19 protein-coding genes are annotated in these 22,014 nt (G+C 38.0%); 7 read left to right on the top strand and 12 right to left on the bottom strand.

The annotated features are described in order from the left end of the window. The first annotated feature begins 8 nt into the window (after nt 1-8). Nucleotides 9-641 (top strand): YczE/YyaS/YitT family protein, encoded by a 633-nt coding sequence (locus G440_RS0117695; RefSeq protein WP_051285454.1) that lies wholly within the window; start codon nt 9-11, stop codon nt 639-641. Between the two features lie 140 nt (nt 642-781). Here G440_RS0117695 and der read toward each other — a convergent pair whose 3' ends face one another. Continuing rightward, the gene (gene der, locus G440_RS0117690) at nt 782-2,089 is read right to left on the bottom strand and encodes a ribosome biogenesis GTPase Der (RefSeq protein WP_026452513.1); all 1,308 of its coding nucleotides are present in this window, start codon (nt 2,087-2,089) and stop codon (nt 782-784) included. A gap of 103 nt (nt 2,090-2,192) precedes the next feature. Between der and G440_RS0117685 the strand changes: the two genes are divergently transcribed. Beyond that, nucleotides 2,193-2,684, top strand: coding sequence for a hypothetical protein (locus G440_RS0117685; RefSeq protein WP_026452512.1), 492 nt, complete (start codon nt 2,193-2,195; stop codon nt 2,682-2,684). Between the two features lie 40 nt (nt 2,685-2,724). On the opposite strand, the gene G440_RS0117680 is transcribed toward G440_RS0117685, so the two are convergent. Both G440_RS0117680 and era read right to left on the bottom strand, forming a co-directional pair. After that, nucleotides 2,725-3,513 (bottom strand): M90 family metallopeptidase, encoded by a 789-nt coding sequence (locus tag G440_RS0117680; protein ID WP_026452511.1) that lies wholly within the window; start codon nt 3,511-3,513, stop codon nt 2,725-2,727. After that, nucleotides 3,510-4,400 (bottom strand): GTPase Era, encoded by an 891-nt coding sequence (gene era, locus G440_RS0117675; protein WP_026452510.1) that lies wholly within the window; start codon nt 4,398-4,400, stop codon nt 3,510-3,512. Before era ends, G440_RS0117680 begins: the two co-directional genes overlap by 4 nt. Before the next feature lie 270 nt (nt 4,401-4,670). Between era and G440_RS21380 the strand changes: the two genes are divergently transcribed. The 5 genes from G440_RS21380 (at nt 4,671) to G440_RS0117655 (ending at nt 9,240) form a co-directional block, all read left to right on the top strand. Beyond that, entirely contained in the window at nt 4,671-4,841 is a 171-nt protein-coding gene (locus tag G440_RS21380) for a C1orf53 family protein (protein WP_169718975.1), read from the top strand. Nucleotides 4,842-4,942: 101 nt separating this feature from the next. Beyond that, complete coding sequence (locus G440_RS0117670) at nt 4,943-6,925, top strand: urocanate hydratase (RefSeq protein ID WP_026452509.1); 1,983 nt, start codon at nt 4,943-4,945, stop codon at nt 6,923-6,925. 68 nt (nt 6,926-6,993) lie between these two features. Beyond that, a complete protein-coding gene (locus tag G440_RS0117665; RefSeq protein WP_026452508.1) occupies nt 6,994-7,533 on the top strand; it encodes a DUF4136 domain-containing protein in 540 nt (179 codons plus the stop codon). 87 nt (nt 7,534-7,620) lie between these two features. Then, nucleotides 7,621-8,532, top strand: coding sequence for a hypothetical protein (locus tag G440_RS0117660; protein WP_026452507.1), 912 nt, complete (start codon nt 7,621-7,623; stop codon nt 8,530-8,532). A gap of 96 nt (nt 8,533-8,628) precedes the next feature. Continuing rightward, on the top strand, nt 8,629-9,240 hold the full coding sequence (locus tag G440_RS0117655; RefSeq protein ID WP_026452506.1) for a hypothetical protein: 612 nt from the start codon (nt 8,629-8,631) through the stop codon (nt 9,238-9,240). Nucleotides 9,241-9,273: 33 nt separating this feature from the next. On the opposite strand, the gene G440_RS0117650 is transcribed toward G440_RS0117655, so the two are convergent. The 9 genes from G440_RS0117650 to G440_RS0117605 all read right to left on the bottom strand — a co-directional run bounded on the left by G440_RS0117650 (nt 9,274) and on the right by G440_RS0117605 (nt 21,921). Continuing rightward, nucleotides 9,274-11,646 carry a hypothetical protein gene (locus tag G440_RS0117650; protein ID WP_026452505.1) on the bottom strand — a complete coding sequence of 791 codons (2,373 nt, stop codon included), beginning with the start codon at nt 11,644-11,646 and terminating at the stop codon, nt 9,274-9,276. After that, on the bottom strand, nt 11,621-12,670 hold the full coding sequence (locus G440_RS0117645) for a hypothetical protein (protein ID WP_026452504.1): 1,050 nt from the start codon (nt 12,668-12,670) through the stop codon (nt 11,621-11,623). Before G440_RS0117645 ends, G440_RS0117650 begins: the two co-directional genes overlap by 26 nt. 91 nt (nt 12,671-12,761) lie before the next feature. After that, nucleotides 12,762-13,199, bottom strand: coding sequence for a VOC family protein (locus tag G440_RS0117640; RefSeq protein WP_026452503.1), 438 nt, complete (start codon nt 13,197-13,199; stop codon nt 12,762-12,764). Nucleotides 13,200-13,374: 175 nt separating this feature from the next. Then, nucleotides 13,375-14,976 (bottom strand): T9SS type A sorting domain-containing protein, encoded by a 1,602-nt coding sequence (locus G440_RS0117635; protein WP_026452502.1) that lies wholly within the window; start codon nt 14,974-14,976, stop codon nt 13,375-13,377. Between the two features lie 326 nt (nt 14,977-15,302). Beyond that, nucleotides 15,303-16,922 carry a tetratricopeptide repeat protein gene (locus tag G440_RS0117625; RefSeq protein WP_026452500.1) on the bottom strand — a complete coding sequence of 540 codons (1,620 nt, stop codon included), beginning with the start codon at nt 16,920-16,922 and terminating at the stop codon, nt 15,303-15,305. Nucleotides 16,923-16,940: 18 nt separating this feature from the next. Then, nucleotides 16,941-18,956, bottom strand: a complete 2,016-nt coding sequence (locus tag G440_RS0117620) for an alpha-ketoacid dehydrogenase subunit alpha/beta (RefSeq protein WP_051285469.1) — start codon at nt 18,954-18,956, stop codon at nt 16,941-16,943. 134 nt (nt 18,957-19,090) lie between these two features. After that, complete coding sequence (locus G440_RS0117615; RefSeq protein WP_026452498.1) at nt 19,091-20,380, bottom strand: dihydrolipoamide acetyltransferase family protein; 1,290 nt, start codon at nt 20,378-20,380, stop codon at nt 19,091-19,093. A 109-nt stretch (nt 20,381-20,489) separates the two neighbouring features. Then, complete coding sequence (locus G440_RS0117610) at nt 20,490-21,089, bottom strand: acyltransferase (protein WP_026452497.1); 600 nt, start codon at nt 21,087-21,089, stop codon at nt 20,490-20,492. 79 nt (nt 21,090-21,168) lie between these two features. Further along, nucleotides 21,169-21,921, bottom strand: a complete 753-nt coding sequence (locus tag G440_RS0117605; protein ID WP_026452496.1) for an enoyl-CoA hydratase/isomerase family protein — start codon at nt 21,919-21,921, stop codon at nt 21,169-21,171. Nucleotides 21,922-22,014 lie beyond the last annotated feature (93 nt).

Raw genomic sequence — 22,014 nt, 5'->3', positions numbered from 1 at the left:
GCAATTAAATGGAAGTTCAAACCTCAAAATCCTGGCGACATAACAGTATTCGTTATGCATTTTTCTTTACCGGTCTGGTTTGTTTTGGACTGGGAGTGGCTGTTTCCGTAAAGGTGAAGCATCTGGGATTGCATCCGTGGGATGTTTTAAATGTGGCACTCTTTGAACATTTTGGTTTTAGTATTGGTACTTGGAGTATTATAGTTGGGCTGATTCTAATAGGAATATCATTGCTGGTCAGTAAGAAATATGTCAATATTGGCACCTTTTTAAATGCATTACTCATTGGTCCAATTATGGATTTTTTCCTATGGATAGACATTTTGCCAGATGCAAGTAACAATTGGACCGACTATCTTTTATTACTCTTGGGAATTTTACTGATCGGTATTGGTGGCGGTATGTACGTAGCCGGCGGAGTTGGTGCTGGTCCACGAGATGGCTTTATGCTTTCAATGTCGGAGCGATTCAGATTATCCGTTAGTAAAGCACGAATTATAGTAGAAAGCATCGTACTGATTATTGGATTTCTTCTGGGAGGTCCGGTTTTTTGGGTAACTTTTATCTACACGTTTATATTGAGTCCAATTTTTCAATTTTCACTCAAGTTCTTTACGCGTTTGAGAACAAAACTTGGTTGAAGATAAATTGACATAGGACGAAAAACCTGCCAACAGGCAGCCGTAGAACTGAACAACATTACTTAAAGAAACATTTTTTCAAAACCAATTCGTCCTATGTCCTAAGTCTTTTCGTCTTAAGTCATTTTTATTTTAATGATTTATTTCTTTCTAAAATAAACTGTAATAGGCACACCCTTAAAATCGAAATTCTCCCTTAGTTTGTTTTCAATAAAACGCTTGTATGGATCTTTAACATACTGTGGCAAATTACAGAAAAACGCAAAACTTGGATAAGGAGTAGGTAACTGCATACAGAACTTTATTTTCACGTACTTCGCTTTGTAGGCTGGTGGTGGTTGGTTTTGAATAATAGGTAGCATTACATCATTCAGCTCACTGGTCTTTATTTTTTTGCTTCGGTTTTTGTAAACCTCAACGGCGGTTTCAATGGCTTTGTAAAGACGTTGTTTGGTAAGTGTAGAAATAAAAACAATTGGCACATCTACAAAAGGTTCACATTGCTCCCGGATATACTTTTCATAATCCTTTACACTGCTGCTTTCCTTTTCTTCTACTAAATCCCACTTGTTTGCAAGAATCACAATCCCTTTATTATTGCGTTGCGCCAACCAGAAAATATTTTCAACCTGTCCGTCAAAACCACGAGTAGCATCAAAAACTAAAAGAATAACGTCGCAATGCTCAATAGCACGAACGCTTCGCATTACGGAATAGAATTCCAGATCTTCCTTTACCTTGCTTTTCTTGCGAATTCCGGCAGTATCTACCAAGTTGAATTCAAATCCGAAACGGTTGTATTTAGTGTCGATACTATCGCGCGTAGTTCCTGCAACATCTGTTACAATATACCTATCCTCTCCAATCAACGCATTTATAAAAGATGATTTCCCAGCATTTGGACGGCCCACAACAGCAAAACGTGGCAGCTCGCTGGTATCTTCTTCTTCAGTATCAGGCAAGGCCTTTATAAGGTCATCCAACAACTCCCCTGTTCCACTACCGTTCATGCTTGAAAGGGTGTATTGATTTTCAAAGCCAAGTGAATAAAACTCCAAGGCGTCATTCACACGCATGGCCGAATCGACTTTATTGATAGCTAAAAATATAGGTTTTTTTGAACGACGAAGTAGTTTTGCAACATCTTGATCCATTCCGGTAACGCCAGTTTCCACATCAACCATAAAGATGATAGCATCTGCTTCGTCAATTGCAAGTTCAACTTGTTTATCAATTTCGTGTTCAAAAACATCGTCACTTCCTTTTACATATCCTCCTGTGTCAATCAACGAAAATTCCTTTCCATTCCAATCACTTTTTCCATAGTGACGGTCACGAGTCACCCCGCTCACGGCATCTACAATGGCCTCACGACGCTGAATCAATCTATTGAAAAAAGTGGATTTCCCCACGTTCGGTCTTCCTACAACGGCAACAATGCTCATAATCTATATTTTAGGCGTTACCCAAAATTTGCTGGGTCGATGCAAAAATAGCTTTTAGTTGGCAGAAAAAATAGTATTTTAACCGCTTTAAACAACAAATATAGCAATGCCAATTTCCAACCAAATAGTATTAAGGCCTCGTTTTAAAATAGAACTAGCGCAAGATTGCAGTCAAGTACTGGCACTTTTCGCAAAAGTAAAGTCAGATCAGAAAAACTATATAGTATCCTGTATAGACGATCATATATTTATAAAACTGCCACGACAACAACAGCATTTTTGGTCACCACAGTTACATTTGGAAATAACGGAGCAATCTGACAACTCTTGTTCGCTCCACGGCTTTTTTGGGCCAAACCCTACTATATGGACCATGTTTATGTTTTTTCATGTAGGCGTAGGCATCCTATTTATGGTCAATGCCACCTGGATTTACACCAGATACAGCTTAGATAATTCCATCGGTCTTCAGATTGGAATTGCAATCGCTTTGATTTTAATTTGGATTCTGCTCTATTTTGCCGGAGCCGCTGGAAAGAAAAAAGGAAAACCTGGCATGCGGGAGCTGTATTATTTTATGCTGCAAACGATTGGGTGAAAACTAAATTCCAAAAAGTTGTTTTTTGAAATTTGGAATTTCAACTTTTGGTGCTTTTCATCGCTGGATTTTGCTGAAAACACTTCTTAAGCATTTCATAAAGCTCTGGATGCTTTCTTTGGAAGAGATCTGGGCGTTCAAAGAAATATTCCGAAGCTACTGCTAAAAACTCAACTTCGCTCGTGCCACCGTATTCACGGATATCAGATTTATTATCGTTGATAGCTTCCATTTCCTCATGCATTAATTTTAACCACGGAGTAATATATTGACGTTGAAGAAGGCGTTCTGGAATCCCATCGGCCTCACCATCCATTTTGTCTATTAGATGCACAAATTCATGAATTGAAGTGTTCCCCTTATCGGTATCATTTTCAAATCCGTACCTAAGTGCTTTTCTGGAAAGTATCATTTGCTTTTCAAACCTCCCTGAACCCACTAGACCAGCAATAACACGCCTTCCATCTTGTGTTTCAAACTCAAGATCGCCATTAAAATTATCTGGATAAATAATAATGCCGCTAAGATTGTTATAATGCCATTCCTTAAAGCCGAAAACGGGAATTATCGCACTGGCGGCAACGAGGACCTTGTCTAAGTCTTCAAGTTCTATATCAATTGCTTCAATATAAACTTCACTTAAAAACTGCATCATACGCTGACGAAAACGCTTTTGTTCCGAAGTAGAAAGTTCTCTGTAAAAAAGAACCTTTTCACTCAAAAGTGATTTCCAGCTTTCTGGAAAAGATTCCACAGGACGTTTCTTATTTAGCTTGAAAGCATAAAAACCGAAGACAAGCAGCACAATAAAGAGAATTACATATATCATTGCTTATTGTTATAACCAAATCTGCGTAGCTGTCTTTCATCACTTCGCCAGTTTTTATTCACTTTAACGTATAACTCCAAGTGGATCTGTTTTCCAAAGAATTTTTCCAGATCCTTCCTCGCTTCCGTTCCCACTCTTTTTAAGGCGGAACCTTTATGGCCTATGATAATTCCTTTTTGGGTTTCGCGTTCTACCATAATTACACTTCGGATTCGGATGATATTTTCATCTTCAAAAAACTCCTCTGTATCGATTTCTACGGAATATGGAATTTCTTTTTTGTAGTGAATTAATATTTTTTCACGGATGGCTTCATTTACGAAAAAACGTTCGGGTTTATCCGTCAATTGATCTTTTGGATAAAAGGCGGGCGATTCTGGAAGCAATTCAATAATTCGATTAAAAACTTCAGGAACGCCAAAATTTTTAAGTGCTGAAATTGCAAAAATTTCAGCATTCGGTACTTTTTCCTGCCAAAGTTGAAGTGCTTCGGAAAGCAATTCCTCATTGCCTATATCTATTTTATTTATCAGAAGTAAAACAGGAATCTTAGCATTGGTTATTTTGTTGAAGAAGGCTTCATCTTTCAATTCCTTTTCACCTAATTCTACCAAGTACAACAGGATATCGGCATCTTCAAAAGCAGATTTCACAAAATCCATCATACTTTCCTGCAATTGATAAGCAGGTTTTATGATTCCTGGTGTATCGCTTAAAAGCACTTGAAAATCATCACCATTCACGATACCAAGAATTCTATGGCGCGTGGTTTGTGCTTTTGAAGTAATTATGGAAAGTCGTTCGCCAACAAAAGCGTTCATCAACGTACTTTTGCCCACGTTGGGGTTTCCTATTATATTTACGAATCCGGCTTTATGTTTTGTCATTTCTATGGAATTGGTTTTGCAAATTGGTTTTGTTGTAGAATAATGTGGAATTCAGATTTCTATGATTTTGTACCCTAACCCTAAATGAAAATCATAAAAATCTTCATTTTCATCCTTTAGGACAGAGGCAAAAAAATGAAGATTTCTATTTCTCTTTAATATTTCCACATTATTCTACAAAATAGTTTACAAATTTAAAGCTTAAATCCCGAAACCATGGATTCCAATTCATTTTTAAACTTTCATCGTTGAAATCCTTACTTTTGCAATATGTTATTTCCAAAGAAAAGAATAGAGCTCGAAGAAGGCGATTATTACCTGACGCCCGAAGGCTATAAGTGTTTTACAGAACAATATCACCTAAAACGCGGTTATTGCTGCGAAAGTGGTTGTAGGCATTGCCCGTACAGTTTTAATAAAAAGACAGGAAAACATCAATAAAAACCACTGTGTTCTCTGTGTCTTTGATGTGTGAATCTTTTACCACAGAGGCACAGATCTGCCTGCCGCAGGAAGGGGAAACTGAGAAAAAATTAAAAAACATGAACTTCAAACAACAAATACAACAAGGCATTCCTTCCACACTTCCGGAGAGACAAGCTTTTGATTCATCCATCAACCACGCTCCAAAGCGGAAAGATATTCTTTCAAAAGAAGAAAAAGAGCTTGCACTTCGCAACGCACTTCGATATTTTGAACCGAAAGACCATGCCACACTCCTACCCGAGTTTCGTGAAGAACTGGAAAAATACGGACGGATTTATATGTATCGCTTACGTCCCGAATACAAAATGTATTCGCGTCCCGTTGACGAATATCCAGGGAAATCCAATCAGGCAAAAGCAATAATGCTGATGATCCAAAACAACTTGGATTATGCCGTTGCACAACATCCGCACGAACTTATTACGTATGGCGGAAACGGAGCTGTTTTCCAAAACTGGGCGCAGTATCTATTGACGATGAAATATCTTTCAGACATGACTGATGAGCAAACCTTGGCGATGTATTCTGGTCATCCCATGGGTTTATTTCCTTCGCATAAAGAGGCACCAAGAGTGGTTGTTACTAACGGAATGATGATTCCGAATTACTCAAGTCAAGACGACTGGGAAAAGTTCAACGCCCTTGGCGTAACCCAATACGGACAAATGACAGCGGGAAGTTATATGTATATTGGTCCACAAGGAATTGTTCACGGTACAACGATTACCGTTTTAAACGGTTTTAGAAAAATTAAAAAAGAAGCTATAGGAGGATTGTTCTTAACCGCTGGTCTTGGTGGAATGAGCGGCGCACAACCTAAAGCTGGAAACATCGCTGGATGTGTAACCGTTTGTGCCGAAGTAAACAAAAGAGCTACGGAAACTAGACACAGTCAAGGCTGGGTTGACGAGGTTATTTCAGATTTGGACAAACTTTCAAAACGCGTAAAACAAGCAACCGCAAATAAAGAAACAGTTTCTATTGCTTACGATGGAAATATAGTGGATGTCTGGGAAAAATTTGCAGAGGATAACATCAAAATAGATTTGGGAAGCGATCAAACTTCCCTACATAATCCTTGGGCTGGTGGTTATTATCCGGTTGGATTGACCTACGACGAATCCAACGAAATGATGGCTAGTGATCCCGAACAATTCAAAAAAGAAGTGCAAAGAAGCTTGCGGCGTCAAGTGGAAGCAATTAACAAACATACAGCAAAAGGCACGTATTTCTTCGACTATGGAAATGCCTTTCTTTTAGAAGCCTCCCGTGCAGGCGCCGATGTGCTTTCAGAAGAAAAAAACAAGGAATTTAGATATCCATCCTATGTCCAGGATATTATGGGACCGATGTGTTTTGATTATGGCTTTGGACCCTTTCGCTGGGTTTGTGCTTCAGGAAAACCGGAAGATCTTCAGAAAACAGATGAAATCGCCTGTGAAGTATTGGAGGATTTGATGAAAAATTCTCCCAAAGAAATCCAGCAGCAGATGCAGGATAACATCACTTGGATAAAAGGTGCTCAGGAAAACAAGTTGGTTGTTGGCTCGCAAGCTCGCATACTATATGCAGATGCTGATGGACGTGTTCAGATTGCTTCGGCTTTTAACAAAGCAATTTCAGAAGGAAAAATTGGACCGGTCATTTTGGGTCGCGATCATCACGATGTTTCTGGAACGGATTCTCCTTATCGCGAAACCTCCAATATTTATGATGGCAGCAGATTTACGGCAGACATGGCAATTCAAAATGTAATTGGCGATAGTTTCCGTGGTGCAACGTGGGTAAGTATCCACAACGGTGGTGGTGTTGGCTGGGGCGAAGTGATAAATGGCGGTTTCGGAATGGTTCTTGATGGTAGTAAAGATGCGCAACGACGTCTTGAAAATATGCTTTTCTGGGATGTAAATAATGGAATTGCAAGACGCAGTTGGGCACGGAATGACGAGGCTGTTTTCGCAATAAAGCGTGCGATGGAAAATAATCCACATTTAAAAGTTACACTTCCAAATTTCGTTGACGATACACTTTTCAACTAATTTTTCTTTAACTTTATAGGAAAAATCGCAAATGCTAGATCATTTGTTTCAACTTAAAAAATTGCATTATGAAGGCACTTAAATTTTTACCACTATTATTGCTTTTTGTATTCGCATCCTGCACCACCGTTCGTGTGGCGACGGATTACGATAAAGAAGTAAATTTTAATCAGTTCAATTCCTTTGCGTTTTTCAAACCGGGAATTGATAAAGCTGAAATTAACGACCTCGACAAAAAACGAATTCTTCGCGCTATTGAAAGTGAATTAACCGCAAAAGGAATGACTAAATCTGACAAACCTTCTCTCTTGGTCAGTATTTTCACCAAAGAGCGCCAACGCGTTGATGTTTACAACAATAGTTTTGGCTACGGCTGGGGATGGAATCCTTGGTACTACGGAGGTTATTATGGAGGAAGCAGTGTTTCACAATCCACGGAAGGCACGCTTTACATAGATTTGATAGATGCTAAAACCAACAATCTGGTTTGGCAAGGAATGGGTAATGCTGACTTAATAACCAGCAATATGGAAAAAAAGGAAGAGCGCATTCGTGAAATCGTGAAAAAGATTCTAGCGGAATATCCGCCTGGAAGCATTAAAAAATAAAATCTAAACCCTTAACCAATAACTAACATCACCTTCTTCTGAAAAATCGACCTCGACCGATTTAAAAAATAATATAAAAGAAAAAGTATGAAATCATTAAAACTATTGCTACTGGCTTTATTGGCCAGTTTCGGAATGCAGGCCCAAGAACTTGTTGCGGGTCAAGCTACTTTGACCAAGCTAAAAGATGGTGTCTACGAAATAAAAAAAGAAGACGGGACGGTAAAGAAAATTGACATTAGACCCAATGTTGAAGAGCATCTGCAAGGAACACTCGCAGTTCTATTTAAAGAATGTGAAGAAACACGACAAGCTGTTTTTAATTTGAGGCAAATAACCGAATCAAATTTGGTGCAAACCGTAAAAGATTATAATAATTGTGACTACGCGCCATTTGAACCTACCGAGAAAGAGGTTAAACAAGCCGCAAACTTTCAAAGTGATCAGTTTAAACTTTTCGCAAGCATTGGTGCTTCTTTAAATAGAATTAGTTATTTCAATCTGGACGATTACGAAAACTTGACACAGGGACAATTGGGTTTTGGTCTGGCCGCAACACCCGGATTTACTGGGAGTTTACAGGGAAACTTATACTTCACCATTGAAGTAAATACCGCGTTTTCAGGCGATAAAGATTTTGACAATTCACCTTTCAATACAAACTTTAAAAAGAATTCGTACCGAGGAAGTTTAGGTGCCGAATACCACTTTAATAAAAAGGGATCTATACAACCACTAATTGGTGTAGGAGTAGGCCTTGTTCGTGATCATTACAAAGGCTCTTATAACAACTACAAAATAAAACGGACAGTAGGCAGCGCCTTTTGGATCCCCAAAGTAGGTGTTCTTTTTTCTTTGGATGATAAAAAATCACTTGGAATAATAGTGAGCTATATTCCCGAATATGAAAATGATCTTTCATTTATAGGGGATGGAAAAGAAGTTCCTTTGATTATTGATACGCATTACATAAATGCAGGTCTGTATTTTTATTTTTAAATAGAATCTCATAAATATCATAAATAAAAAGTAAGGTTTCACAAAAATGAAATCTTACTTTTTTTGTATTTTTCAATACTCTTAAATGATTTCATTATGAAAAAATTGATTTTATTGCTTTCTATAGTTTCCCTTATCAGCTGCAAAGAAGAACCCAAAAAGACGGAGGAGAATATTGAGCAAAATGAACCGACTTCGCAACAACCCATTGAAACAGAATCAATAAATCAGAACTACGGGAATCAAATAATCCCTGGAAAAAGACTCGGAGCTATCATTTTGAATGAAAATGCAACAGCGGTACTCGACAGTCTTGGCAAACCCGATTCTGGCGACGCTGCTATGGGGAAAGCCGTTTCTACTTGGTACGAAGGCTCAAAAAACCTATTAAGCATCTACACCACAACTAAGATGGGCGTGGAAGATTTCTCTAGAATTAAAGCAATCCGTAGCTTGTCTCCTGATTTTAAAACCGAGCAAGGTTTTGGAGTGAACAGTACTTTATCTGAAATTGGAAAGAATTTTAAACTCAATAAAATTGGAGTATTCCTTTTTGAAGGAAAAAACTACACGCTCTTTTCCAGTGACGAAGGAATTAGTTTTGAAGTGGGAGAAGATCAAAAGTGTCACGGCATTGTAATTACCGAAAAAGGAACCAGCCCAGCGCAATTTTACCTCACGTTTTATCCAGGTCTAGTTAAACAATAAAACCCAAAATTATTTTTTGGAGGCAGAGAGTTCTTACATTTCCATAAAACTCCTATACCAACTGCATTCCCGAATCACTTGTGCTTCAAAAGCCGTATCGGAATAATCAGTATGGAGAGTTTCGAAATAATTCTTATGATCGCCGCAAACCTCTACTCTATATTTATAATCTGCGTTTCTTTCCTGCGTAAAGCAATAATTGGTTTTGGCCAGCATAAAGATGGCTTTAGCTTTTGTTTCTTTACTACCCTCAGCATCTACGGCCCTCTCAAAGTATTTTGTGGCATTCCTCACAAATTCTGAATGATCACCTTTCTGCTCTCCTTCGGAATAATAATCATAGTTCAAAACGTGATTGCGTTCATTATTTCCTAAATATTGCAACGCATTCAAAAACCAACCGTGGTCACTTGTATTATACCAAGCATTTCCAAGCATATAGAAATAGTCGGCAGCATTCTCTGGATTACTTATTGCCAATTCCTCTAGCTTTTTAAAAGTTTGAGCCAGCTTCAGTTTATTGTCTGGATAGGTTTCATCCCGTTCAACCTTTGATATATCATCAGAAAAAAGACCTTTATATTTTAAATACATTTTATCTGACTGTTGAATAAAAGGAGTGTCGAAATATTCTCGAATAGCTCCAGCGAATAATTCTGGTCTAATATCCTCTCTATAAAAAATGCTTGGGTTCTCAATCTTTTTAAAATAGAAAATCGCTTCATCCAATTGGTCTTGCTGAAAATACCAGGTACCCCGAAGTTCATTTACATAGTCCTTCGGACTGCTCTGAAGTTTAGAAACTATTAGTTTTTCATAATCAGTTTTATTGGGAAGATCAATAAAGTCTTGAAGTTTGTTAATAATATCATCTTCAACAAATTCATTTTTATAATGCAATTTATAATGGTTTCCCAAGTCAGTTTTCGCCTGTTTCCAAGAGTATTGATAGCTTTCTCCGCCATAATTCATACTACCCAAAAGCGAAACAACCAAGTTGTCGTTCTTCTTGTATAAATCTGAAATAGAATTGAAGAAAAACGCTGTCAAAGGCCGTGATTCGTGAAGTTGTTTGTCTGACTTCAATTGTTTAAATAGCTTTCCGATTTCTCGCCTGTCAATAGAGTTTAATTGCAGAATCTCAATGGAAGAAGCCAAAAGTTTAGCTTGGACGTACATTTCACTTTTCTTGGAAATTTCAGAAGCATATAATGTGGCATTTTTATAATCATCATTTTTCAAATATGTCGATGAAAGCACAATTCTCCAGAAATCTTTTCTTTCAACATCTTTATTTTCAACTTGTAATTTTGCAATTTTCTGAAGGGTTTGCAAAGTTTGGGAATTATCTGATTTATCCTTTTCAGAATGTCCAGTCCATCCGTTGTAATGATCATTGAATAAAGTATTCTGTAGTTTGTCAACTTCTCGTATTGCAAGCACTTCCAGATATGGAGAATTTGGGTTTCTATCTTGCAGCTTCTGCATCTCTCGAGAAACACTGCCGTTGAAATAATAGGATTTGAAAAAAGATTCCAAATCGGCATATCCATTATCAGCAAAAAAATTATCGCTCAATTGAGGATCGGACCAATCCATATATCTCAAACTTAGGGCGCAACTTTCGCGACGCGATGGAACTTTTGTATAAACTTTTAAAAAACCTTTCGTCGCTTCCTTAAGGTCTTTTAAGTTATAAGCAGCGCCTGAACGCTGTTCCAGTGCGAGATAATAGACATAAGGAGTTTTTGAATCGAGTTGGAGGAAATTATCGAAATAGGTTAATGCCGCTTTATTTTCTCCTAAATAATGCGCCAAGCGAACGATTTGATAGCCGTATCTATTTTTTAAAAAAGGGTTGGTTTCAACTTTATAGCGCTCTAATGCAAGTTCCAATAACTCAGGTTTCTTGTCATAACCATCATTCTCCTCTCCTTGATACCAGCCATTTCCACCGCTTTTGTTACTACTTATCCCTTCACATTGTTTTGCTAACAACATATATTTAGCAAATGGTTTCTGAAGATTTTTATTGATTTTATTTGCCAATATTCCACCAGCAACATTAGATTCATTGTCATCAAGCTTTTGATACCAATCCGGAGTTTCTTTATAAATAAGCTGATAAAGAACTTCTTCACTTAAATTTTTTCCGAAGAACTTACGCCAATCTTCCAGATTTTCCTGAGTAGCCGTTAAGGTTCCGGGGCTTTCACAAAACGTGCTCCAAGGACAGTTTAAAAACGGATAAAGCGACGGGTCGCCTACTATCTTCTGATCAATTATGGGATAATAAAGATCTTCATATTCCGGAGCATAACCACAAAAAACATTAGGTTTTTCAGCACCGAAAGAGATTGCAGTGGCAAATAAAATAAGACTAGCGTATGGTTTCCAAAAGTTCATTTATATCTAAATTTTGAAGGGTGGCGGAATTTATATGATATAAAATTACAGAATATTCTCGACCCGCAGCTTTAGAAACCATTTTCTGAAGCTTTTTAAAGTCTGATAACGTGACGTTTTCCTTTCGTAGCTCATCTCCTTTATAAACAAAACTTCCATTTAAATAAGTGTTAGTTGTTGCTACAAACCAATTTTCTTTATCTGAAACTGTAAAATTCTCAGTGAGTTGTTTTTCGTCTATATCAGATAAAATTCCAACCAATTGATTATCGCGATACAGTACGCCCCAACCAAAAATGGGTAAAGCCACGTTGTATTCCAGCGGATATTTGTGCAGTCTGGATAGGTATGAAGAAGTTTTTTCGATATTTAAAATAGAGTTGGTTTCTTCTATTGAGCCTAAATCACCAACATTGTAAAACATAATCGTAGCCTTATCTACTGGTGGAACTCCCGTTTTTTCAGGAAATTTCACTTGATGAAGCCTAATGGTGGCAGAAAATTTAATGGGATTTCTTTCGAATTGACTCAGCAATTCACTCTTTTGCAATTCTTCTAAAAAAGTGAAATACGCTTCTCTCGTACTTACTGTCCAATCACAATCAATCTGAATTTCTGGAAAATTTGTGTTTTTCTTAAAATGCTTCTCTTTAAGTCGAAGTATTTTGCGCAAGGTTTGATCTGCAATGAATTTAAGTTGGGAAGGTTTCGTTTCTTTCTGAAAAACCTCATTCGTAATATAAATAACAGGAACTACTTGCAAGGTCAAGATGGAATCAACTCTTGGCACTTGAAGCGTAGCAGTTGGCAAAACTCGATTTTCTTCCTGACTATAAACTAAATCGAAAAATCGTAGATATAGCTTTTCAGAATTAGCTTTTTTCAACAAATCCCGTTCAGGTTCCGCAATGGAGTATTTAGTTTTCCAATGATAGAAGGAAACACTTTTTGCTTCACTTTGCTTGCAGGACTGAAGAACACAAAGTGCTATAAAGCAAAAAATGAATGCGGTGATTTTCTTCATTACTATCTCAAAAGATATAAAATATTATGTTTCCTTTTTTCAAAGTATGCATTTATAGTTGTTGCCAACCCCCTATATATTCCACATCCTTTTACATATTTTTACTTTTATCAAAACTCACCATCCACTCAAAACCAAATTTGTCTGTAAACATTCCAAAATAATCGCCCCAAAAAGTATCTGCAATAGGCATCGTTATTTTGCCGTCTTTTGAAAGTCCGTTAAACAACTGATCAGCTTCTTTTTTACTATCGGCACCAATGGCAATAGACATATTTGAGCCAGAAGTTACGTTACCCATCTTTGGATGGGAGTCGCTACCCATCAAAACTGTTTCTTTACTAATTGGCAAACTAACGTGCATAACTCTATTACCTTCTTCTTTGGGCATTGACTCCATTTCTTCATTCTCAGGAATATCAGAAAAACGTCCTAAATGAGCGAACTCACCGCCAAAAACAGATTTATAAAAATTAAATGCTTCCTCGCAATTGCCATTAAACATTAAATATGGGTTTACAGTTTTCATAATGATTGAATTTTTAAGATGTTGATTATGAAAATAAAATTACGGTAAAATCATAAGTATCTTCTTGCCATAGGGAAAGAAATTAATAAATAAATATTTTTTCAAGACGTTGTAAATAAAAAGTGTCTTCCTTGTTATAGGAGGACACTTTCAGCAATTGGAGATAAATATAAGCTTATTTTTTAAGCAGCTTTATTCCTGTTTTCATTCCTTGACTTGTGGAAACATTCATAAAATAAATTCCAGAATTCCAGTTTTGCGTATTGATTTTTATTGAGTTTTCACCATTGTATTTTGAATTGAATAGTTGTTGCCCCAAAACATTGAAAATTGTAATTGAATCGATTGCTGAATTGCTTTTCAAAATCATTTCATCTTCCATAGGATTTATAAAATTTAATGAAACGTCTGAATATTCTTCAATCCCAGCGGTATCATCTATAATATTTTGGGCATAGATTTTCATGCCGTTTCCTTTATCTTCAGCAAAAACTGCTACGTTTTGCATATTTCCTTCTTGGGTAAAATTAACGCGTGCCTTGTCAGCTGCAAAAGTAGCCATTGGACGGGTTTCTTCTGTCCAAGCAAAATCGCCATTTTCATCAAGATAAACAGCATTTAGGGTAGTTGGCGAAACTCCGTTGTTTTCCCCTTCTTCCATCAAGAAAAGTGGATTGCTGTTTCTTAGGCGAAGTGACCCCGCATGTGATTTATCAGAACCAATAGGAAATACCATCTTAGCGTTTTCCGTCAATTCACGTGCACCCGTTTCCTTATCAAATTTTTGGACATATTCCCCGCGCTCATTTTGTGAAGGATCTCTATATGTGGAAATTGACCAAACATAGTCTGAACCCGATTGAAAAGCAATCTCAGTTTCCATTTCATAATCGGTCTGATTTGTATCGAAGTCTGAACCGCTTATGCCCCAAGGCAACGTTCCGTCTGGATCTATGCGCTGTAAGTAGGAATCAAAGCGATTGTTTGCCGCGGAAAAATAGCCCATATAGACCACATCGCCATCCTGAACACCTGGATAAGAGCGGTTAAATGCAGTGAGTCCATTTGCAAGTTGTACGGCATTTGACCATACTGGGTCACCATCTGCGTCATACCGTTGGGCATACAAGTTTGAGTTTACGCCACTTAAAAGACTATGAAAGACCACTTCATAATCACCGTTGGACAATTCAAAAAGATTGGCAACTTGAGAATTACTGGTGCCAATCGTTTTTGTACTGGGCCAAACAGGGTTTCCACTGGCATCAAATTTTTGCATAACGGCTGGTCCCGAATCGCGCCAGGATACAATAGCATCTCCCGAGGACAATGGCAAAATGGACACCGGAACGCCAGAACCCAAACTCACACCATTTGCACCCCATAAATGATTACCATTAGTATCCAGTTTGAATGCATAGGCTGAAAAATCGCCCGTTCCCGTAACGCCAATGTAAAGATTGTCTGAAGTATCCACGACAGTATTCATAATTACAGTAAATGAACTCATTGGTAACTGATCGCTTACAAGCATTCCGTCAGCTCCCAATTTTTGGTTGCCATCGGTATCCATGATTTGTAAACGGAGTTCAATATTGTTAGGAGCTCCCACATTTTTCCAAAAAACCACATAGGTTTGTCCGTCAGAAGTTCCTTTTGCCTGCACATCGAGTTCACCAGATTCTGCTACAAGTGTGTTGGCATCAGTGTCTGTGGTCCATTGCGCATTTGCGATGAACACAGTTAAAAAGCAAATAATTGTAAATAGTTTTTTCATAATGAGTGTTTTTAGTTTTAATTATTGTTTGTGTTTTTGCTTTTATCCAATTCCTTAATAATTTTTTTGAGGGCGTTCTTTTTGTCAGAATTATTTTCCAACATTTTTTCCAAGGTTGATTTTTGTTTTGATTTGTTTTTCATTACAGGTTTCGGATTAAAAACTTTTTCAAAAGTATTGTCTAGTTTTTGTTGTGTATAATTTTTCACCCTATCAAAAACACTCAACCCAAATAAACAACCATAGCATTACCACTCAATTTATTTTAAATGATTGTTTTTAAGATATTTAAATATCAAAATGTTTGAAAAAGAATGGAAATCAAATTATCCGAAGCTAGATAAATATGCAGACAAATCTGTATGAGAATTGGTAATATCTAGCTTTTTCCGAAGTCGTGTACGCGCATTTTCCACAGATTTTGAAGACTGTCCCGTTATTTGTGAAATTTCTTTTGAAGTAAGATTAAGTTTTAAAAGAGCACATAACCGTTTGTCGCGCGAAGTTAAATCTGGATGTTTTGTTGTAAGATTTTTGTAAAACGATTCATGTACTTGTTCAAAGCGAAGTTCAAATTCTTCCCAAACATTGCTTGAAGTATCTCGTTTCAGGCGTTTGGCAATATAGTCTATGGCGTTTTGGGTTTCCTTCTTAGCCGCTTTAAGTTTTATTTCTTTTAAGTCATTCAGAATTTCTTCGATTATTTCGGTGCGGTGCATCTCTATCATCGCCTTGCCAATCAATTCCTTGTTTTTCAACTCTAGGTTAGTGTTGAGTTCCTTTTGTTTCGCTGTGGCCAATTGCTTTTCGAGCGCTGCGCGGTTTAACTTATTTCGAAAACGATACAACATCATTCCTAAAATTAATAGGATTGCGAGAAGTACCAGAAAAATTATATAATTCCGAGATTGCTTTTTGCTTTCCTCTAATTCTTTTATTTTTTCTTTGTTCCGATATTCTTCACCAATAAGTAATTTTTCAACATTTACACGCTTATCCTCAAGGTTCAAAGTATCTGAAATATTGGTGTATTTCTCAAAATATTTTGATGCCTTTTCATATTCACCCTGCGCCAAAAATGATTTATAGAGAAGGCCCACCGCTCGATATTGCTCAAAACCAAAAGGAGCAACACTATCTAAAAGCGTTACCGCCATTTCAGAATAATAGCTGGCCGAATCGGGAATTCCCCGATTTAAATAAAATTCTGAAAATTCATCATAAATCCAAGCCTCGTCGGCCTCATCAGTGGCGGGAGTAATTGTTGAAATAGCCAAGTTGTAGTGTTTTCTGGCGTTTTCAAAATCCCTTTTTTGTATATATCCCTTTCCCAAATTCGTATAGAGGAAAAATTTCAAATTTTGATTATCTATTTCTTTCGCCAAACGAAGTGATTTCTTGAAATAAAAAAGCGAGGAATCTACGTTTTTATCCAGCCAAATCCTTCCCATATTGTTCAAAATAGAGGCAAGGTTTAACGTATCGTTTAGTTTTTGCTGGTATTGGTAAACTTTTTTGAAAAATTGAAGTGCCTTTTCTTGATTGCCCGTGCGGGCGTAAACGATGGCCAAGTTATTTTCCAATTTGAATTTTTCGGAAGGAGCTCGATTTTCATAAAATGAATAGGCTTTCAGGTAATTTTCCAAAGCAATATCCAAAGCATCCTTATCGGAATAAATACCGCCCACGGTTTTATAAAAATCCGCCAAAACCTGTGGCGAATTGGCCGCCATTACATTTTCCTTTGCAATGTCCATATAATACCGGGCGCGTTCCCAATCTTCGTCCGCCAGGGCTGAAGCAACTTTAAGGCTTAAAACAGATTTTGCGGCAGGCGATGAAACCTTGGCCAAACTATCTACCAGTATCGAAACTTTTTCCTGCGAAAAGCCAAAATGGTATCCGAATAAAAGTACAAATGATATGTAAAATTTGTAATCACGCACAGCCCGAAGATACAAAAACTAATAATCTAGTAATTGTTTGATCTTCTGCCTAACTTTTTCGGTTGAAGGAATCATAGTCTCCTCCAAAGTTGAATTCAATGGAATTGCAGGCATATTCTCAGAACCAATCAGCATTACTGGTGCATCCAACTGCTGGAAACACTCTTCTTGAATTCTGCCCTGAAGCCCTCTACTAAATCCATTTTCAGAAGGTTCCTCAGTCACAACCAAACATTTTCCACATTTTTTAACCGATTTAAAAACCGTTTCATAATCTAACGGATGAAGTGTTCTAAGATCAACAACCTCAATTTTATCTTGCATTCCAAGTTCTTCGGAAGCATTCATCGCCCAATGCACGCCCATTCCGTAAGTGATAATAGAAAGCGTTTCCTCCTCTTCCTTTTTCCAGATTTCTTGTAAAACCCAAGCTTTTCCAAAAGGCAAAATATAATCTTCCGCAGGCATTACGGATGTTGCACCTTTGGTTCCTTTTACTTTGCTCCAATAAAGACCTTTATGTTCAAAAATCACAACAGGGTTGGGGTCGTAGTAGGCTGCCTTTAGCAAACCTTTTAAATCGGCTCCGTTACTGGGATACGCAATCTTGAGTCCACGAATATTCGTGACTATACTTTCAACCGAAGATGAATGATAAGGTCCTCCGCTGCCATACGCACCGATTGGCACACGCAAAACCATGGAGACTGGCCATTTTCCTTCAGAGAGATAACAGCTTCGTGAAACCTCTGTAAAAAGTTGATTGAGTCCGGGCCAAATATAATCGGCAAATTGAACCTCAACAAAAGGTTTTAGACCTACAGCACTCATTCCAACGGTACTTCCTACGATAAATGCTTCTTGGATTGGCGTATTAAAAACGCGGTTATCGCCAAATTTTTCAGCTAAAGTTGCGGCCTCTCGGAAAACTCCACCCAATCTTCGTCCCACGTCCTGCCCGTATAAAAGAGCTTCCGGATGCTTCCGCATAATTTCCTCAACAGCAGATAGCGCACAATCTACCATTACCACTTTTTCGGCTCCAGCTGGACTTCTCTCACCAACTTCTTCGGTTATTTCCGTTGGAGCAAAATCGTGCGTAAATAAATCTTCAGGCTTCGGATCTTCAGCTTCAAACGCGCGCTTGAGTGAGTTTTCGATTTCAATTTCAATTTCAGTTTCGATTTCCCCGAGTTCCTTCTCTTTAAATCCATTATCCAGTAGTAGTTTCTTCAACTTTGGATATGGATCGCGACTTTTAGCCTCCTCTAAATCATCGCGATAAAACTCCATTCTAACTCCAGAGGTATGATGGTTCAACAACGGAACTTTTGCGTGTACCAAAAAGGGTCTACGTTCAGTTCGTATTTTTGAAATCACATCTTGAAGCGTGTTATAACTTTCTTCAAAATCGGTTCCATCAATAGTCACCGCTTCCAATCCCTTAAAACCTTCTGCGTATTCAAAAGCATCTTGAGCTCGGGTTTCAGCTGCATTTGCAGAAATATCCCACCCGTTATCCTGAACTAAATAAAGTATTGGCAATTTCTTTAAAACCGCCATTTGAAAGGCTTCAGCAACCTCTCCTTCGGTAACGGAGGCGTCACCAAGGGAGCAAACTACAATTGGTGCTTCGTGTCCTCGGCTCCGCTCGGACACCGGTTCCTGAGCGGAGTCGAGGGATTCTTTATACCAAAACCCTAGTGCAACACCAGTTGCAGGAATCGCTTGCATTCCCGTAGCAGAACTTTGATGTGGGATTTTTGGTTTATCATCATCACGCAAACTGGCGTGGGCATAATAGGTACGTCCGCCAGAAAATGGATCATCTTTTTTTGCTAAAACCTGTAGCATCAATTCATAAGGCGTCATTCCGATTGATAGCAAGATTGAGTCATCCCGATAATATGGGAATACATAATCTTGGGGCAATAACTGCATTCCAGCGGCAATCTGTATCACTTCGTGCCCACGCGAGGTTGCATGAACATATTTTGAAACGGCCTTGAAGTTTTCCTCATAAACCTCTGTCATTGCTTTTGCAGTAACGAGGGTTTTGAAGGCTTTTTTGAGTATATCTTTGTTTATTTTCTTAACCACGAATTCACGAATTTTTATATTTTGTAGAGACCTAACAGGTTTCAAAAACCTGTTAGGTCTTATTAAGTTTAAATTTTTCTATTGGAATCAAATTGCTCCATATAATCAGCAATCCTTCTCAAAAAAGAACCTGCCAAATATCCATCAACTATCCTATGATCAAATGAAAGAGAAAGATACATCATTTGTCTGATTTCAATGGTATCGCCATCTTCACGTTCCATTACTTCAGCACGTTTTTTGATAACTCCAACGGCCAAAATCGCTGCTTCTGGTTGATTTATTATTGGTGTTCCCATTAAACTTCCGAAAGTACCTACATTACTTATTGTAAAAGTACTACCACTAGTGTCGTCAGCCTTTAATTTGTTGTCACGAGCTTTTCCCGCAAGTTCGTTGGTAGCTGATGCCAATTCCTTTAAATTCTTTTTATCAGCATTCCTTACAACTGGAACAATTAGGTTTCCTGAAGGTAAGGCCGTTGCCATTCCGATATTTATTTCCTCTTTTACAATAACATTTTTTCCATCTAAGGAAGAATTTATCATTGGGAAATCCTTAATCGCTTTTGCAACGGCTTCCACAAAAAGAGGTGTAAAGGTTAAGCGTTCGCCATGTTTCTCTTGGAAAGCCACTTTATTTTTATTCCTCCAAACCGCCATATCCGTTAAATCTGCTTCCACATATGCCGTTACGTGAGGAGATGTATGTTTGGAAAAAACCATGTGGTCCGCAATCATTTGCCGCATTCGGTCCATTTCCACAATTTTACCTTTTCCCTTGTCGAATTTTAGATCGGGAACTTGAAATCCTGAAGGTTCTGAAACAGCTTGCGCAAATTTAAAGGGACGACCGCTTTCTATATATTCAGAAACATCGCTTTTTCGCAAACGACCATCTTTCCCCGTTCCGGGAATCCTGGCTAGTTCTTCATAACTGATGTGGTTCTTTCGAGCAATGGCATCTACTAAAGGAGATATGAAAATGTTTTCATTTACTTTGAAGGACTTTGAAGATGAAGTCGAAGTTGAAGTTGAAGTCGAAACTGAAGAAGAAGGTTTGGATTTTTTCTTTGTCTCCGAAGTTTTTGAAACAGTTTTTTCCTGAACTCCATTTTCAGAAAATTCCAAAATAGCAATCACATCGCCAATTGGGACTACATCTCCGTTACTGAACTTATGCGCTATCATCTTTCCTGCGGCTGGCGCAGGCACTTCATTGTCCACTTTATCAGTAGCCACTTCTAAAAGTACATCACCTTCTTCAAAGGAATCGCCTACATTTACGCGCCATTCAATAATGGTTCCTTCGGTGATACTTTCGCCCATTTTGGGCATTTTGAATTCTATTTTGTTCATTATTTTCTTTTTTCTTTGCGACCTCTGCGCCTCTACGTTGAATGATTTATTGCAAAGATGCGAAGGAGCAGAGAGTTTAGTTATTTACAAATAAATATCGCAACTTCAACTATCCTTTTCCCTTGAACTCCTCCAAGGTTTTATAAAAATTTTCCTGAATTGGTCGATTCTTCGGAATTTCTCGTAACGGCTCGACTTCCCTTAAACTCTCGTGACAATCCGTTGGCAATTGCTGATACAATCTCGTCCCTGCCGTTTTCCACGCTATCATTTCATCAGAAATATCTTTAATAGCTTTTGCCGGGTTGCCAACTATTAATTTTCGTTTTGGGAACTTCGCTTCGGCTTTTACAAAACTCATTGCGCCAACAATACATTCATCACCAATTTCGGCATCGTCCATTATTACACTGTTCATCCCAATCAGACAATTTCTTCCCAGATTAGCACCGTGAATTATTGCACCGTGACCTACGTGAGCACTCTCCTTTAACACGATACTTTTTCCTGGAAACATATGAACAGTACAGTTTTCCTGAACATTAACTCCATCCTCAAGGATAATCTCTCCCCAATCGCCGCGAATGGCTGCTCCTGGCCCAATATAACAGTTTTTACCAATAATTACATTTCCCGTAACAGCCGCCAATGGGTGTACGAAGCTAGATTCGTGAATTACGGGGATGTGGCCTTTGAAACTGTAAATCATAATTTTAATATCGAATAATGAATCTCGAATATCGAACTCAGAAATACTTCATCATTCACTACTCGTAATTCGGTGTTCATTATTTGAAGCGTTTCAACGTTTCTTTCGTAAAATCGCTCAACACCAATCTCCCCGAAATCACTGCTCTTTCCGCAAGCAATCCATCCCAATCTTCCGTACCACTCCAAAATACTTTTTTCATTTCTTTCATCGCCTCGGGATTATAATTACAAAGATTTTCAGCAAATTTCTGAACCGCCTCGTCCAATTCTTCTACCGAGTCATAAACCTGATTGTACAGTCCTTTATGTTTTGCCCATTCGGCTTCGTAAAAACTGTTGGCATCAATTGCTATCTGACTGAAGCCACTGGTGCCAAGTTTTCGTTCAACTGCAGGACCAACTACAAAAGGACCAATCCCAATGTTCAATTCACTTAATTTAATTGCAGCGAACTTGGTCGCCATACAATAATCGGTCGCCGAAGCAACACCTACTCCGCCACCAACGGTTTTCCCTTGAATTCTCCCAATGATGAATTTAGGGCATTTGCGCATAGCATTGATCACATTTGCAAACCCGCTGAAAAAGACTTTTCCAGTTTCGGCATCATTGATATTTATAAGTTCAGTGAAACTAGCACCGGCACAGAAAGTTCTGTCGCCACCACTTTTCAGAATAATCACTTTTATAGCATCGTCATTTCCAGCTTCTGTAATTGTATTTGCAAGATTCGCCAATACTTCTCCAGGCAGGCTATTGTGCGCCGGATGGAAAAATTCGATGGTGGCGATTCCGTTTTCTGTGTTTTGTTTTACGTATGCTTCGTTCATATATATTCGTCCTTTTGACGATTTTTTATTTGGTTACAATTTATTCAATATAAAAGACTTTTCCTTTTGATTTGGGTACTTTAACCAATCAAA

Source organism: Aequorivita capsosiphonis DSM 23843, assembly GCF_000429125.1.
GTDB classification, from domain to species: Bacteria; Bacteroidota; Bacteroidia; order Flavobacteriales; family Flavobacteriaceae; genus Aequorivita; species Aequorivita capsosiphonis.
The sequence above is the reverse complement of the archived record's forward strand: the minus strand, read 5'-3'. Positions and strand labels throughout refer to the sequence as shown.

What these genes read in the sequence shown, in the direction of transcription:
- G440_RS0117695 (WP_051285454.1), top strand. Translation starts at nt 9, where the DNA reads ATGGAAGTTCAAACCTCAAAATCCTGGCGACATAACAGTATTCGTTAT.
- G440_RS0117685 (WP_026452512.1), top strand. Translation starts at nt 2,193, where the DNA reads ATGCCAATTTCCAACCAAATAGTATTAAGGCCTCGTTTTAAAATAGAA.
- G440_RS0117680 (WP_026452511.1), bottom strand. Translation starts at nt 3,513, where the DNA reads ATGATATATGTAATTCTCTTTATTGTGCTGCTTGTCTTCGGTTTTTAT.
- era (WP_026452510.1), bottom strand. Translation starts at nt 4,400, where the DNA reads ATGACAAAACATAAAGCCGGATTCGTAAATATAATAGGAAACCCCAAC.
- G440_RS21380 (WP_169718975.1), top strand. Translation starts at nt 4,671, where the DNA reads ATGTTATTTCCAAAGAAAAGAATAGAGCTCGAAGAAGGCGATTATTAC.
- G440_RS0117670 (WP_026452509.1), top strand. Translation starts at nt 4,943, where the DNA reads ATGAACTTCAAACAACAAATACAACAAGGCATTCCTTCCACACTTCCG.
- G440_RS0117665 (WP_026452508.1), top strand. Translation starts at nt 6,994, where the DNA reads ATGAAGGCACTTAAATTTTTACCACTATTATTGCTTTTTGTATTCGCA.
- G440_RS0117660 (WP_026452507.1), top strand. Translation starts at nt 7,621, where the DNA reads ATGAAATCATTAAAACTATTGCTACTGGCTTTATTGGCCAGTTTCGGA.
- G440_RS0117655 (WP_026452506.1), top strand. Translation starts at nt 8,629, where the DNA reads ATGAAAAAATTGATTTTATTGCTTTCTATAGTTTCCCTTATCAGCTGC.
- G440_RS0117650 (WP_026452505.1), bottom strand. Translation starts at nt 11,646, where the DNA reads ATGAACTTTTGGAAACCATACGCTAGTCTTATTTTATTTGCCACTGCA.
- G440_RS0117645 (WP_026452504.1), bottom strand. Translation starts at nt 12,670, where the DNA reads ATGAAGAAAATCACCGCATTCATTTTTTGCTTTATAGCACTTTGTGTT.
- G440_RS0117640 (WP_026452503.1), bottom strand. Translation starts at nt 13,199, where the DNA reads ATGAAAACTGTAAACCCATATTTAATGTTTAATGGCAATTGCGAGGAA.
- G440_RS0117635 (WP_026452502.1), bottom strand. Translation starts at nt 14,976, where the DNA reads ATGAAAAAACTATTTACAATTATTTGCTTTTTAACTGTGTTCATCGCA.
- G440_RS0117620 (WP_051285469.1), bottom strand. Translation starts at nt 18,956, where the DNA reads ATGACAGAGGTTTATGAGGAAAACTTCAAGGCCGTTTCAAAATATGTT.
- G440_RS0117615 (WP_026452498.1), bottom strand. Translation starts at nt 20,380, where the DNA reads ATGAACAAAATAGAATTCAAAATGCCCAAAATGGGCGAAAGTATCACC.
- G440_RS0117610 (WP_026452497.1), bottom strand. Translation starts at nt 21,089, where the DNA reads ATGATTTACAGTTTCAAAGGCCACATCCCCGTAATTCACGAATCTAGC.
- G440_RS0117605 (WP_026452496.1), bottom strand. Translation starts at nt 21,921, where the DNA reads ATGAACGAAGCATACGTAAAACAAAACACAGAAAACGGAATCGCCACC.